At 63.0% G+C, this 12,652-nt stretch carries 12 protein-coding genes and 1 pseudogene; 6 read left to right on the top strand and 7 right to left on the bottom strand.

Going from position 1 to position 12,652, the window contains the following annotated elements; genetic code table 11:
- Window positions 1-137 precede the first annotated feature (137 nt).
- Window positions 138-2,516: a TonB-dependent receptor gene (locus ACLFKU_RS16585; RefSeq protein ID WP_410849774.1), complete on the top strand. Its 2,379-nt coding sequence runs from the start codon at window positions 138-140 to the stop codon at window positions 2,514-2,516.
- Between the two features lie 213 nt (window positions 2,517-2,729).
- Here ACLFKU_RS16585 and ACLFKU_RS16580 read toward each other — a convergent pair whose 3' ends face one another.
- The 4 genes and pseudogenes from ACLFKU_RS16580 to ACLFKU_RS16565 form a co-directional block, all read right to left on the bottom strand.
- The gene (locus ACLFKU_RS16580; RefSeq protein WP_368581971.1) at window positions 2,730-3,230 is read right to left on the bottom strand and encodes a lysozyme inhibitor LprI family protein; all 501 of its coding nucleotides are present in this window, start codon (window positions 3,228-3,230) and stop codon (window positions 2,730-2,732) included.
- Window positions 3,214-3,777 carry a lysozyme gene (locus ACLFKU_RS16575; protein WP_410849773.1) on the bottom strand — a complete coding sequence of 188 codons (564 nt, stop codon included), beginning with the start codon at window positions 3,775-3,777 and terminating at the stop codon, window positions 3,214-3,216. The genes ACLFKU_RS16580 and ACLFKU_RS16575 overlap by 17 nt, the downstream gene beginning before the upstream one ends.
- Window positions 3,778-3,816: 39 nt before the next feature.
- Window positions 3,817-4,241, bottom strand: a pseudogene (locus ACLFKU_RS16570) (hypothetical protein).
- Window positions 4,242-4,597: 356 nt separating this feature from the next.
- Window positions 4,598-5,725 carry a beta-propeller fold lactonase family protein gene (locus tag ACLFKU_RS16565; RefSeq protein ID WP_410849772.1) on the bottom strand — a complete coding sequence of 376 codons (1,128 nt, stop codon included), beginning with the start codon at window positions 5,723-5,725 and terminating at the stop codon, window positions 4,598-4,600.
- A gap of 179 nt (window positions 5,726-5,904) precedes the next feature.
- On the opposite strand from ACLFKU_RS16565, the gene ACLFKU_RS16560 reads away from it, so the two are divergent.
- The 5 genes from ACLFKU_RS16560 to gph all read left to right on the top strand — a co-directional run bounded on the left by ACLFKU_RS16560 (window position 5,905) and on the right by gph (window position 9,599).
- A complete protein-coding gene (locus ACLFKU_RS16560; protein ID WP_410849771.1) occupies window positions 5,905-6,696 on the top strand; it encodes an energy transducer TonB in 792 nt (263 codons plus the stop codon).
- A 59-nt stretch (window positions 6,697-6,755) separates the two neighbouring features.
- Window positions 6,756-7,526, top strand: a complete 771-nt coding sequence (locus ACLFKU_RS16555; RefSeq protein WP_368581976.1) for a MotA/TolQ/ExbB proton channel family protein — start codon at window positions 6,756-6,758, stop codon at window positions 7,524-7,526.
- Entirely contained in the window at window positions 7,517-7,939 is a 423-nt protein-coding gene (locus ACLFKU_RS16550) for an ExbD/TolR family protein (RefSeq protein WP_410849770.1), read from the top strand. The genes ACLFKU_RS16555 and ACLFKU_RS16550 overlap by 10 nt, the downstream gene beginning before the upstream one ends.
- A gap of 149 nt (window positions 7,940-8,088) precedes the next feature.
- Complete coding sequence (locus ACLFKU_RS16545; RefSeq protein ID WP_410849769.1) at window positions 8,089-8,916, top strand: HAD family hydrolase; 828 nt, start codon at window positions 8,089-8,091, stop codon at window positions 8,914-8,916.
- The gene (gene gph / locus ACLFKU_RS16540; RefSeq protein ID WP_410849768.1) at window positions 8,907-9,599 is read left to right on the top strand and encodes a phosphoglycolate phosphatase; all 693 of its coding nucleotides are present in this window, start codon (window positions 8,907-8,909) and stop codon (window positions 9,597-9,599) included. The genes ACLFKU_RS16545 and gph overlap by 10 nt, the downstream gene beginning before the upstream one ends.
- A gap of 9 nt (window positions 9,600-9,608) precedes the next feature.
- Here the strand turns inward: gph and ACLFKU_RS16535 are convergent, their stop codons facing one another.
- Genes ACLFKU_RS16535 through ACLFKU_RS16525 form a run of 3 tightly spaced genes read right to left on the bottom strand, consistent with a single transcriptional unit; the run spans window position 9,609 to window position 12,638 of the window.
- Window positions 9,609-10,271: an ankyrin repeat domain-containing protein gene (locus tag ACLFKU_RS16535; protein ID WP_410849767.1), complete on the bottom strand. Its 663-nt coding sequence runs from the start codon at window positions 10,269-10,271 to the stop codon at window positions 9,609-9,611.
- Between the two features lie 16 nt (window positions 10,272-10,287).
- The gene (locus ACLFKU_RS16530; RefSeq protein ID WP_410849766.1) at window positions 10,288-10,908 is read right to left on the bottom strand and encodes a c-type cytochrome; all 621 of its coding nucleotides are present in this window, start codon (window positions 10,906-10,908) and stop codon (window positions 10,288-10,290) included.
- Window positions 10,905-12,638 (bottom strand): pyrroloquinoline quinone-dependent dehydrogenase, encoded by a 1,734-nt coding sequence (locus tag ACLFKU_RS16525; protein ID WP_410849765.1) that lies wholly within the window; start codon window positions 12,636-12,638, stop codon window positions 10,905-10,907. Before ACLFKU_RS16525 ends, ACLFKU_RS16530 begins: the two co-directional genes overlap by 4 nt.
- Window positions 12,639-12,652: the final 14 nt, after the last annotated feature.

Below are 12,652 nucleotides of genomic sequence, written 5' to 3'. Positions count from 1 at the left end.
CGCGCGAGTTTGGGAACGCTTCCCCGGCAGATCGGGAAAAGCTCCCGCGCGGCTTACAGACGCGTATGCGAAGCTTTACACCAACGTCGAACAACGCGCGACACGCGCGCATAACAAGCCGGCAGGAGACAACAACGATGAGCATGCGATCTCAAGCACGCCGCAAACGCCGGCTTCAGCGGCGCGCCGGCATCACGTTCTGCGTCGGCGGAGCGCTCGCCGGTTTGTCCACGAGTGTATGGGCGCAAGCGCAAGCCGAGCCGCCGGTCGCGGCGTCGGCGCCGGCTTCGGCGTCTTCCGCTGCCCCTTCCAAGGCGCCCGACGACAACGCCAACAACACGACACCCACCACGACCCTCGCGCCGATCGTCGTCGTGGGCACCACGCCATTGCTCGGCATCGGCACGCCGCTTACGCAGGTGCCGGCCAACGTGCAGACCGTACACGCGGCCGATATTCAACGGCAGGGACGCCAGACGCTCACCGATTTCCTCGCGGCGAATCTGCCTAGCGTCACGATCTCCGACGCGCAGGGCAATCCGTATCAGATGAACCTGTTCTATCGCGGCTTCACCGCATCGCCGCTGCTGGGCACGCCGCAGGGCTTGTCGGTATTCGTCGACGGCGTGCGGGTGAACGAGCCGTTCGGCGACGTCGTGAACTGGGACCTGATACCGCAACAGGCGATCGACACGATGCAGCTGATCCCCGGCTCCAATCCGACCTTCGGCTTCAACACGCTCGGCGGCGCGCTAGCGATCACGACGAAAAACGGCAAGGACAATCCGGTCGGCGAAGCCGAAATACAGGGCGGCTCGTGGGGACGTAAGGCCGCGCAGATCGAACAGGGCGGCACGATCGGCCAGAACCTCGACTACTACTTCACCGCCAACGCCGCGAACGATAACGGCTGGGCCGAGCAGAACGAAAGCCGCATCCGTCAGGCGTTCGGCAAGCTGCGCTATACCGACGCCGACACCACGCTGTCGTTGTCGGCCGGTGGCGCGGACAACGATCTGCACGGCGTGCAAACCCTTCCGCGCTCGTTCCTCAACAACCCGAAGCAACCGTATACGTATCCCGACCGGAATCAGAATAGCGTCGGCTACCTGACGCTGTCGGGCGATCATTACTTCAACGACAACGTCGAGCTGAGCGGCAACGCGTACTACCGGCACTTTCGCAATGCCAACACCAGCAGTAACGTCAACGAGAACTTCGGCGAGATCGGGGACGACGGCGCTGTCGATACGTTGCAGGCGACCAACCTGCAATCGACCGTGACGACCGACAGCTACGGCGCGAGCTTGCAACTGACGCTGCTCGGCAAACTCGGCGGCATGAAGAACCAGTTCATCGCGGGCATGGCCGTCGATGCCGCCAATTCGCACTTCACGCAGGCGTCGCAAGACGCGATGTTCACCGATTCGCGCGCGACGGTCGGCATCGGCAATTTCGAACCGCAGACCAACGCGAACACGCACAACACGAACTACGGCATCTACCTGACGGACACGCTGTCGCTGACGCCGCAGTGGTCGCTGACGCTGTCGGGCCGCTACAACTGGGCCGATGCGACGATCGGCGACGAATCCGGCACGCAGCCGCAGCTCAACGGCCACCATACGTTCTCGCGCTTCAATCCGGCGGTCGGCATCAACTGGAATCCGACGCCGGCCTTCACCGCCTATGCGACCTACAACGAGGGCATGCGCTCGCCGACCGCGATCGAGCTGGCCTGCGCCGATCCGAACGCGCCATGTTCTCTGCCGAACGACTTCGTCTCCGATCCGCCGTTGCAGCCGGTCATTTCGAAGACCTATGAAGTCGGGGCGCGCGGCAGGATCGGCGGCAACACGACATGGAGCGCCGCCGCTTACAGCACGACGCTCGACAACGACATCCAGTTCATCAGCAGCAACGGCGCGGGCAGTTCGCAGGGCTTCTTTCAGAACGTCGGGCGCACGCGCCGGCAAGGGGTCGAACTGGCCGGGCAGACGAAATACGGACCGCTCACCGTGACCGGCAGCTATAGCTACGTCAACGCGACCTATCAGTCGACATGGGTCGAAAGCAGCCGCAGCAATTCGAGCGCCGACGCGAACGGCAACATCACCGTGCATCCGGGCGACCACATCCCGAGCATTCCGGCGACGACCGTCAAACTGCGGCTCGATTACGCGGCCACCTCGAAATGGCGAATCGGCACGAACCTCACGTGGCGCGGCAGCATCTACGCGCATGGCGACGAAAACAACCAGGATGTGAACGGCAAGATCTCGGGCTATCTGCTGATCGATATGGACACCTCGTATCAGGTGACGAAACAGTTGCAGGTGTTCGCATCGGTGTCGAACCTGCTCGATAAGCGCTATGCGAGCTTCGGCGCGCTGGGGGCGAACTTCTTTACCGGGCCGGGGAATACGTTTAACGGCGCGAGTCCGGTCAACGAGCAGTTCGTCGGGCCGGGGGCGCCGAGGGGGTTTTGGGTGGGGATGAGATATGGGTGGAAGTAGTGGTGACTGGCGTGGTGCGAAGGGGTGGCTTCGGTCTTGCGGTCGCTTGACGGTTCTGCACGAGCGCAATGCCGGCAAAGCGGCGCGGACCAGTCGTCTTCGCTATAAAGCAACCAGGTCGCCTGCGACATAATGAAAAGCAGAAAAAACATACTAGTGTCGCGCATCACCGATTCCCATTTCAAATAGCTTCGCCGAAACGGAACTGCTTTTTTAGTGAACACTCCAATCCTTCAGCAATTTAGCTAACTCGTTTGCGCGCGTTTGCGTAATGTCAGTCATACATCCCCAAAAATATATATCGCGCTCTGCCGCCTCGCCCATCATATATGTTTCTGCATAACATTGACTGTCACGAAACTTCGCCCACGAAACTTGCGCCGAAATGAAATATGGCATCGCCAATGGTTTCTCATCATAGGTTTTTAAAAAATTATCGCCCTGCTCAAATCGCGCCGTAACAACTTTAAGCTTCTCATCCAGCCGCACCTTTGCACGCTCAAATTCCCGGTGTTGGCATTGAGCTAGATCATCATTCGTCGCGTGCTCTCCGCTCTTGCACAAACGATCAATTTCCTTTTCCGAGTGGCCGGAGAAATAGGTCGCCGATGATTGGATCTGCCTGTAGTCGAACTCCCCCGAATAAACGGTGGCCGCTATCGAGAAGATCGGCCAGAATGCAATCGCCGCGATAAGTTTAGTGTGATGAGTCATAGATCCCTGCCTCGAACATTTCTGCCTCACGGTGACGACGCCTGAGCAAGCCCTTAACTAAGCGACCCTGATGGTCATGGCTGTAAGTTCTCATCTTGTCGCCAACCTTGTCATAATCACCAGTGTTCACGAAATCGAGGAGGTTGGCGCCATGACCTTGTAGATTGTATATAAAACACACCAGGGCGTCGTACTCGTACTGGTGCAAAGGGACCTTGATCGCGCTATTGACAATGCGTTCAGCCTTTTCGACATCAGCGCGGAGCATTTTATCGGCATCGGCCTCCGCAATCCCATGCAAAAATGGCTTCTCAGATATTGGTCCTGATATCGGCCCCATATGAACAAGGTGTCCATAACCGATAGTCGCATTGCCTTTTCCGCTTCCATCCTTGTCATATATGACCGCACTGAATTTCTCCCAGCCCTTCAGAAATTCAATGCCTCCGGCCGATAACTTCCATGGCTTGCAGTAGCGTGTCACATAGACATTCACGTTTGAATTAGCGTTTGTATTGGTCACGCATTCGTGCAGCGGATAAGTCATTTTTACCCCGTTTTATGAGTTACCTTGATAGACAAATTGTTACGCTGACTGGCGATGTCCAAGATAGATTCGCACCGCTTGCGCGCCGTCTGTCTTGTGCCGCTGTGTACGTCCCGCGTGATCGGTAACCCCATGCTTCAACTCGCCCGAGGGAAATCGGACCGTATAGAGAGTATCGGAAAGCGCGCGCCCGTTCGGGTCCCGAAGCGTGAACTGTTCATCGAAACGCTTCTTTGATCGTTCGCGACAATTGCACGCCCATGCAACGCCCAGTGCTTCGGCCATGGCATAACCGGTTTTCAACTTACGAACTCTCTCAAACGAAAGAACTCTCCGGTTTCCATGTTCAAGGCCTGGGCGGACGGCATCGGCGGGAACTTGGAATAAATAGAAAAGATAATGCTGCAAACTCCGCATTCTTCCTCGACATTCGTCCCACTGCTTTGCTGCATCTGTTGATCCACTGTATTCCTCATGAGTTCTCTAGCGTTGCTACGAGAATTAACCATCGAAACGGACCGCGGTCAACGGTTTTAATTCGGGATAAGCCCGCTTTTACAAGAATTGACGCTATTGGTTTCGGATAACTCATTTCTGTTGCATATTTCTGCTGGTGCGAAATCGGGATTAGGCTAGACGGAGACTTGCATCCCCGAGCTATTGAGCATGCTCGAGCACATATAAAAAAGGCCGCCCTTGTCAGGCGGCCTTTTTGTGCTTCTTCTCGTACAGCGGTACAAGACGGGAAAAAGTTAACACCGACTCAGCAAAGCCAACAGACCCCGAAAAATCTGCAACAGCCTCTTCGCCAGCATGTCACTCAATGCGATTCGATCGACCCATCGCTATGCGGATACGTGACGATGCCCCACGCGAGCGGCAGTTCACCGATCTGCTTGAGGGGCTGATAGCTCTTCGCGTCGAGCACGTACACCGCGTCGGAGCGCCCACACGCGACCATCAGCTTCGAGCCGTCCGGCGTGAAGCTGAAATGCCAGCAGCGCTGGCCGACCGGCACATCGGCGACATGTTCGAAGGTGTGGCCGTCGAACACCTGCACGACCTTGTCGCGCGCGGCGGCCACGAAAAGCCGCTCACCGTTCGGTCCGAACGCGACGCCATAGGGACCAAGCTTCGTATCGACCGTCTTGACTACCTCGAATGTGTGCGCGTCGATCACGACGAGCTTGCTGAGCGACTCCAGCGTGACCACATAGTGCTTGCCATCGGGCGACAACCGGATGCCGCGCGGCCGGCCGCCCGCCGCGAGCTTCACGGTTCTGATCGGCGCGCCGGTTCGTGCGTGATAGATCGACACCGTATCGTCGCCTTCGTTGGTGACCAGCATCATCTGACCGTCGCGCGAGAATTCGATGCCTTCGGTTTCGTGGCCGCTCGTGACCGAGCGGATCACCTGCCAGTTCTTCATATCGATGATCGCGATTTCAGCGGGCGGCTTGTTCGCGTCGTCGTCGTCCGCGCCGGGTTTGCCGCCCGCGTTCGCTTCGGGCTTGTTGTCCCCTTTCGCATCGGGTTTGCCTTCCGGTTTGGCTCCCGGCGGCCCGCCGTCCTCGCCGGGCTCGTAGGTCACGTACGCGTAGCCGTTGCGCACCCGCACATATTCAGGGTTTTTGCCGATCTTCACGCGCTTGACGACCTTGCCGGTAGCGGTGTCGATCACCGCGAGATCGTTGGTGTTCTTGTTGGCGACCAACAGACGCGTGCCGTCGGCGTTCAGGCTCAGCCCGCGCGGGCCGTCCGCGCCGACCGGAAAGGTCTGCGCAAGCGTCATCTGGTCGAGATCGATCACGCCGACGCCGGCCTTCTCGCTCGTCACGTAGGCGAGCGGCGCGGCCGCGGCATGCGCGGCGCTCGCGGCCAGCACGAGCGCGCAAGCCAGCGCGAGGGAACGGCGTGGCGGTCGGGGGGAAATCCGTGTCTCCAGCATCGTTGTACTCCGGGTTGATATGGCAGCGCCGCGATGGTTCGCGTCATCGTTTCAAGGTAGCCCACCGGGTGATTGTTTGACAACGCGGATCGGCGGGAGATTTTCCCGAATTGCTTCGCGCCGGCCGTCGCGGGTTTGAAAAGCGGGGTCCGCGGAGGACAATGACCGCGGAGGTGACGATGATGCTGCAAGTTGCCGTGGTGCACCCAGCAAGCTCTGCGAATCTCGCGGCCGGCTACCGTCGCGCGGCGATCGTGCTGGGCGCCGTGATCGTCGCGCATCTGCTGCTGCTCGTCATCGCGTTGAGCGCACGCAAGCCGATCGTCGAGCGTCCGGTCGAGCCACGCACGATCACCGCGTTGCTGCTGAGCCCCGAGCCTCCCGCTCCGGTTGTTTCACAACCCGCGCCGCCCCCGCCCGCCGCTGTCGTCCCCCCGGCGCCCACGCCGCCCGTCATGCATCCCGCCGTGCACGCCAAACCAGCGCCGCAGCCGCGCGCGCAGGTGCCGCGCAGTGTGGAAAAGCCTGTGCCGGCACCGTCTCCGACACGCGAAAGCACCACGCAGCCCGTCACGCAAACCGCCGCGCCATCGGCGGCACCGCAGGCCGCCGTGCCCACCACGCCAACGGCCGCCGCGCCGTCGACCGCATCCGCTCCCGCCGCTCATCCGGCGGCGCCCGCGTCGACCGAGCCGCGCAACGTGTCGCATGTCGACTGCTCGATTCCGAAGCCCGACTATCCCGATGTCGCGAAGCGACGCGGCGACCATGGCACGGCGATCGTGCGCTTCGTCGTCGGGCTGACTGGGCATATCGAAACGGCGCAGCTGCAAACCGGCAGCGGCTCCACCCGGCTCGACGACGCGGCGCTCGCGGCCGTGCATGCGGGCGCCTGCCAGCCGTACACCGAAAACGGCACGCCGGTGCGCGCCGCGTACTCGCAGTCGTTCGTATTCGGACTGACCGAGTGACCGACCCGGCGTAACCGAACCGCCAGACAGACCACCGACACCAACCGAAGGAACTCGCCATGCAACATTACGGACTCGCAAACGTATGGGATTCGGGTGATTTCGTCACGCGCGGCATTCTGTGCGTGCTCGTGATCATGTCGGTGCTGTCGTGGACGGTGATCATCGTGAAGCTGTGGCAGGTGGTCCGCCTCAGGCGCGTGACCAGCCAGAGCGACGCGCGCTTCTGGAGCGCGGACCGCTTCGACGACGGGCTGCACGCGCTCGGCTATCCGGATTCGCACGCGCACGACAACCCGCTGCTCGCGCTCGCGCTGGCGGGCCATGAAGCGGCGACGCATCATCGGCAGACGCAGCAGCAGTTGCACGACCGCATAGACGTGTCGGACTGGATCACACGGCGTCTGCAGGACACGATGGACGAAACGATCGCACGTCTGCAAAGCGGCCTCGCGATCCTTGCTTCGATCGGCAGCACCGCGCCTTTCGTCGGGCTGTTCGGCACCGTATGGGGCATCTACCATGCGCTGATCGTGATCGGCGAGACCGGTCAGACGTCGATCGATCATGTTGCCGGCCCGGTCGGCGAGTCGCTGATCATGACCGCGTTCGGGCTCTTCGTCGCGATACCGGCCGTGCTCGGCTACAACGGCCTGACGCGCGCGAACCGCTCGATCGTCGCGCGCCTGAAGCGTTTCGCGCACGGCTTGCATGCGTACTTCGTGACCGGTGCCCAATTGCCGTCGAGCGCCGGGCCGCAGATGCGCGTGGTGCCGCGCGGCACCAACGCGACGAACGCAACCCGCGACGGAGACCTCGAATGGCAATGAGCCCTTTCTCCGACGACGACGATCAAGGTCTGATGAACGAGATCAACATGACGCCGCTCGTCGATGTAATGCTGGTCCTGCTGATCATTTTTCTCGTCACCATTCCGGCGCTGCAGCACGCGGTCAGGATCGATCTGCCGCATGCGAGCAGCCAGCCGGAAGCGGTCAAGCCCGCGCATGTGGATGTCGCGGTGCAAGCGGACGGCACGGTTCTGTGGGACGGTCAGCCCGTGACCGACGACGGCCTGCGCGCGCGCATCGCCCAGGCCGCCGTCGCGACGCCGCAGCCGGAGCTGCATTTGCGCGCGGATCGCAAGGTGCCGTACGAGCGGGTCGCGATCGTGATGTCGGCGGCGCAAAGCGGCGGGTTGACGAAGCTGGGCTTCGTGACCGATCCGCAGTTGGGCAAATGACCTGTTGCTGCGCGCATGTTGCGGCGTGCTTGCCGGCACACAATGCAACGCTTATCGACGGCGAAAGAATCTCTGAATTTGAATCGGCGGATGGCTCGGCTATCGTGGTGCGTGTCTGAACGGCACCCCACCCTCGCGAGGACCGCACGATGCAAGCCCTTATCTTCGACGTCGACGGCACGCTCGCCGACACCGAGACCGCTCATCTGCAAGCATTCAACGCCGCGTTTGCCGAAGCCGGCCTCGACTGGTTCTGGGACGAAGCGCTCTATTCTGGCCTGCTGAAAGTGGCGGGCGGCAAGGAGCGTCTGCTGCATTACTGGCGCACGGTCGAGTGCGAGGAAGCCGCTGGCCCGCTAGCGGGAGAGGCCGTCGACGCGCTGCACGCACTGAAGACGCGCCACTACACCGAGCGCATGCGCGAGCGCGGCCTGCCGCTGCGCCCCGGCATCGCGCGTCTGATCGACGAGGCGAACGAGGCCGGCCTGCGCGTGGCGATCGCGACGACCACGACGCCCGCCAACCTCGACGCGCTATTGCACGCGCATTTCGGCGGCACCTGGCGCCATCGCTTCGCGGCCATTGGCGACGCCGGCACCACGCCCGCCAAAAAACCCGCCCCCGACGTCTACCGACACGTGCTCGACCAGCTCGGCTTGCAGCCCGCGGCCTGCCTCGCCTTCGAGGACTCGCGCAATGGTCTGCTGGCGGCGCGCGCCGCGCGCGTGCCGGTCGTCGTCACGCCGAGCACTTTTACCGCGCACGAGGACTTCGATGGCGCGCTGGCCGTGCTGCCTCATCTCGGCGATCCGCATGCGCCGATCGTTCCGATGGTGCGCGGCGAATGGCATCGCTGGGTGGATCTGGCGACACTGCGCCGCTGGCATGAAGACGCCACGCGGCGTCCCGATTCGGCCGCGCGCGGCGCACTGAACGCGGACCAGGCGAACGCGAGCGCGAGCGCGTCATGGCGATGAACCGCGGCTACCACGCCGTCCTGATCGATCTGGACGGCACGATGGTCGACACCGCGCCGGACATCGTCGCGGCCGCCGGACGAATGCTGAAGGACTTCGGCGCCACGCCGCTGCCGTACGACATGGTGACCGGCTTCATCGGCAACGGCGTGCGCAAGCTCGTGCAACGCTCGCTGAACGCGGCGGGCCTCGGTCAGCAAGTCGAACTGGAGCATGCGCAGCACATATTCGAGCGGCACTACGCGGTGACCAACGCGGAGCTGGGCCGGGTTTATCCCGGCGTGATGGCCGGGCTGCACGCGTTGCGGCAGCACGGGTACCGCTGCGCGTGCGTGACCAACAAGCCGCAGGCGCTGGCGGCGGCGCTGCTCGACAAAACGGGGCTCGCCGCTCATCTGGACGGGCTGGTCGCGGGCGACACCGTCGCGAACATGAAGCCGTCGCCCGAACCGCTTTGGCACGCGTGCCGGCTGCTCGACGTCGAGCCCGAACGTTGCGTGCTGGTCGGCGATTCATCGGTCGATGTCGCGGCGGCGCGCGCGGCCGGTCTGCCGGTCTTTATCGTCAGCTACGGCTATGGCAGCGCGAGCGGCGCCGACATGCCGCGCTGCGACGCGCTGATCGATTCGTTCGAGGCATTGCCGGCGATCCTGGCGCAAGCGCGGCCGGCATTGCGCGCGTGATTCCAGCCGCTAACTCGCCGACAACAACCCCGCGACCCGCGCCGACTTCGTCTGCACCGCGATATCTTTCGCCGTCATCCCCCGGTTGTCCTTCAACGACTGGTTCGCGCCACGCGCGAGCAACAGCTGGGCGGTCTCCGCGCGATCGTAGCCGGCCGCCCACATCAGCGCGGTCAGATCGTTCTTGTAGGTCCGGTTCACGTCGACGCCGGCATCGAGCAATTGACCCACGACCTTCGTTTGCCCCTCGCCCGCCGCGTATTCCATCGCGGTCTTGCCGACGCGATCGGTCGCGAGCGGATCGGCGCCATGCGCGAGCAGCAGCGCGACGATCTCGTCGAAGCCGCCGTAGGCGGCGGCCATCAGCGGCGTATCGCCGGGGGCGTTCGCGTGCTGCACGTTCGCGCCGCGTTCGATCAGCGTGCGCGCCATCGCCGTATCGCCCTTCTTGCACGCGGTGACGAGCGCGGTATCGCCGATCCGGTTCATCGCATCGACCGACGCGCCGCGCTGCAGCGCCGCGACGACCGACTGCTGATCGTCGTCCTTCGCGGCCGCGAGCAGTTGGCGGTTGATTTCCCCCTGGTCCTGCGCGAGCGCCGGCATGCAAGCGCCGGACGCGGCGGCGAGCAGAACGGCGGCCGCCAGCGGCCGATTGAAGATATCAGTCATGGTGTCTCCCCCGGTGCTACTGCAGATTGTTGATATAGGCGGCCAGATGATGGATGTCGTCGTCGGTCAGATTACGCGTCACGCTCGTCATGTTGCCTGCATCGTTGGTGCGCGTGTGCGAGCGGAAGTCCTGCAACTGCTTGACGATGTACTGATAATGCTGGCCCGCGACGCGCGGAATCTCGTTCTGCCCGGAAAAGCCGCCCAGGTGGCACATCGTGCACAACACCTCGGCGGCCTTCCTGCTGCCCGCTTCTATGCTGGCGCCATCCGATTTGAACGGCACCGATATGGGCTTCTGCGCGGCGAAGTAGTCGGCGAGGTCCTGCATGTCCTCGGCCGACAGGTTCGCCGCCATCGGCGACATGCGCGGATCGCTGCGCCGTCCCTGCTTGAAGTCCTTCAGTTCCAGATATATATAGCGCGCGGTTTGGCCGGCCAGAATCGGATAGTCCGGATTAGTCGAATTGCCCATCGGCCCGTGACAAGCCACGCACACCTGCGCTTTCGCCTTGCCCGCCTCGGCGTCGGCGCGCGCGCCCGACGGCAGCCATGCGGCGATCAATCCGCCGCACAGCAGCGCCACCGATGCGGCGCGCGCCCCACCCGGCGCTCCCCGCGGCGCCGGCCCCCTCATGGCACCGCGAACACGATGACGCTATTGCCGCGCTTGTAGTCGAGCTGCGTATTGCCGCCCGCCGCGACCGCCACGTATTGCTTGCCGTCGAGCGTGTACGACACGGCCGGTGCGTTGACGCCCGCGCCGCACTGGAACTCCCACAGCTTCTTGCCGTTCGCGGCATCGAACGCGCGGAACAGGCCGTTGCCCTCGCCGTTGAACACGAGGCCGCCCGCCGTCGCGAGTACGCCGCCGATCAGCGGCTGGTCGGTCTTGTAGTCCCACGCGATCTTGCCGGTGTCGACGTTGACGGCCGACAGCTTGCCCCATTGCGCCTCGGACGGGATCACCTTGAACGCGCCGCCGAGCCACAGCTTGCTGCCGCCCGGATAGGCGGCGTCCTCGACCTGGTACGTCATCGGCTGATGCAAGTTGGCCGCGTAGACAAGACGCGTCTGCGGATCGAACGCGATCGGCGACCACTCGACGCCGCCGTTTGCGCCCGGCAACATGCGCGCGCCGGACGCGGTCGGCAGGGTCCACATGTTTTCCTGCGGAATCATCGCCTGCGAGAAGCGGATCAGACGGCCGGTCGCACGATCATGCACGTACACGTGACCGGTCTTGCCCGCATGCACGATGCCGGGGATCATCTTGCCGTCGTTGTCGCGCACGTCGATCAGCACCGGCGGGCTCACCGCGTCGAGGTCCCACACGTCGTGCGGCACATACTGGTAATGCCATTTGTACTTGCCGGTGTCGAGATCGATCGCGACGAGCGAGTCCGTATAGAGGTTGTCTCCCGGCCGGATCGCACCGTACAGGTCCGGCGACGGATTGCCGACCATGAAGTACACCGTGTTCGTTTTCCGGTCGATCGCCGGCGTCATCCACACGCCGCCGCCGAGCGTCTTGTAGAAGTCGCCGCCCTTGTCGGCCAGCTGCTTCTTCTCTGCGTCTATGTCGCGCTTCTCGTCGCGGCCGGTCGCGTCCTTGGTTGCCCACACGCCTTCCTGGCCGGTTTCGGGAATCGTGTAGAAAGTCCACAGCAACTGTCCGGAATTCGCGTCGTACGCCTTCACGAAGCCGCGAATGCCGTACTCGCCGCCGTTCGTGCCAATCAGCACCTTGCCGTCGACGACCGCCGGCGCCATCGTTTCCGAGTAGCCCTGGTCGGGATCGGCGATCTGGGTTTGCCACAGCACGTTGCCGGTTTTGGCGTCGAGCGCGACGAGCTTGGAGTCGAGCGTGCCCATATAGAGCCGGTCACCCGAAATCGCGACGCCACGGTTGTTGGGCCCGCAACAGAACGTCGTGACCGGACCCATCTTGTGCTTGTAATGCCAATACTCCTTGCCCGTCTTCGCATCGATCGCGTACACGTGATTGAACGACGTGGTCAGGAACATTACGCCGTCCTTCACGATCGGCGCCGTTTCCATCGATTCGTTGACGGCCGTCTGGAAGATGAACACCGGTTTGAGCTTCGCGACGTTCGTCCTGTTGATCTGCGAGCCCGGGTAATAGCGGGTCTGCGCATACGAGCCGTTCGAATGCAGCCAGACCGCCGTCATGCTGCCGGCGCGATCGAGCTGATCCTGGGTGACGGGCTGAAGCGTCGAGGGCACCGGCGCGGCGGTGGTGGTCGTGCTGTTCTGTACTTCGTCGGCGGCATGAGCCGCGGGCAAGCCGAACGCGATGGCGAGCAGTGGCAGGCCGACAATTCCCTGAATACGGTTGAATGGCATGAGCGTCTCCTAGC

This window comes from Paraburkholderia sp. EG304 (assembly GCF_046543485.1).
Taxonomy (GTDB): domain Bacteria; phylum Pseudomonadota; class Gammaproteobacteria; order Burkholderiales; family Burkholderiaceae; genus Paraburkholderia; species Paraburkholderia youngii.
Note: the sequence above shows the minus strand (reverse complement) of the source record. Positions and strands in the feature narration are given on the sequence as shown.

Coding starts and splice junctions, on each gene's coding strand:
- ACLFKU_RS16565 (WP_410849772.1), bottom strand. CDS start 5,725: ATGCTGGAGACACGGATTTCCCCCCGACCGCCACGCCGTTCCCTCGCG.
- ACLFKU_RS16585 (WP_410849774.1), top strand. CDS start 138: ATGAGCATGCGATCTCAAGCACGCCGCAAACGCCGGCTTCAGCGGCGC.
- ACLFKU_RS16550 (WP_410849770.1), top strand. CDS start 7,517: ATGGCAATGAGCCCTTTCTCCGACGACGACGATCAAGGTCTGATGAAC.
- ACLFKU_RS16555 (WP_368581976.1), top strand. CDS start 6,756: ATGCAACATTACGGACTCGCAAACGTATGGGATTCGGGTGATTTCGTC.
- ACLFKU_RS16535 (WP_410849767.1), bottom strand. CDS start 10,271: ATGACTGATATCTTCAATCGGCCGCTGGCGGCCGCCGTTCTGCTCGCC.
- ACLFKU_RS16530 (WP_410849766.1), bottom strand. CDS start 10,908: ATGAGGGGGCCGGCGCCGCGGGGAGCGCCGGGTGGGGCGCGCGCCGCA.
- ACLFKU_RS16580 (WP_368581971.1), bottom strand. CDS start 3,230: ATGACTCATCACACTAAACTTATCGCGGCGATTGCATTCTGGCCGATC.
- gph (WP_410849768.1), top strand. CDS start 8,907: ATGGCGATGAACCGCGGCTACCACGCCGTCCTGATCGATCTGGACGGC.
- ACLFKU_RS16575 (WP_410849773.1), bottom strand. CDS start 3,777: ATGACTTATCCGCTGCACGAATGCGTGACCAATACAAACGCTAATTCA.
- ACLFKU_RS16545 (WP_410849769.1), top strand. CDS start 8,089: ATGCAAGCCCTTATCTTCGACGTCGACGGCACGCTCGCCGACACCGAG.
- ACLFKU_RS16560 (WP_410849771.1), top strand. CDS start 5,905: ATGATGCTGCAAGTTGCCGTGGTGCACCCAGCAAGCTCTGCGAATCTC.
- ACLFKU_RS16525 (WP_410849765.1), bottom strand. CDS start 12,638: ATGCCATTCAACCGTATTCAGGGAATTGTCGGCCTGCCACTGCTCGCC.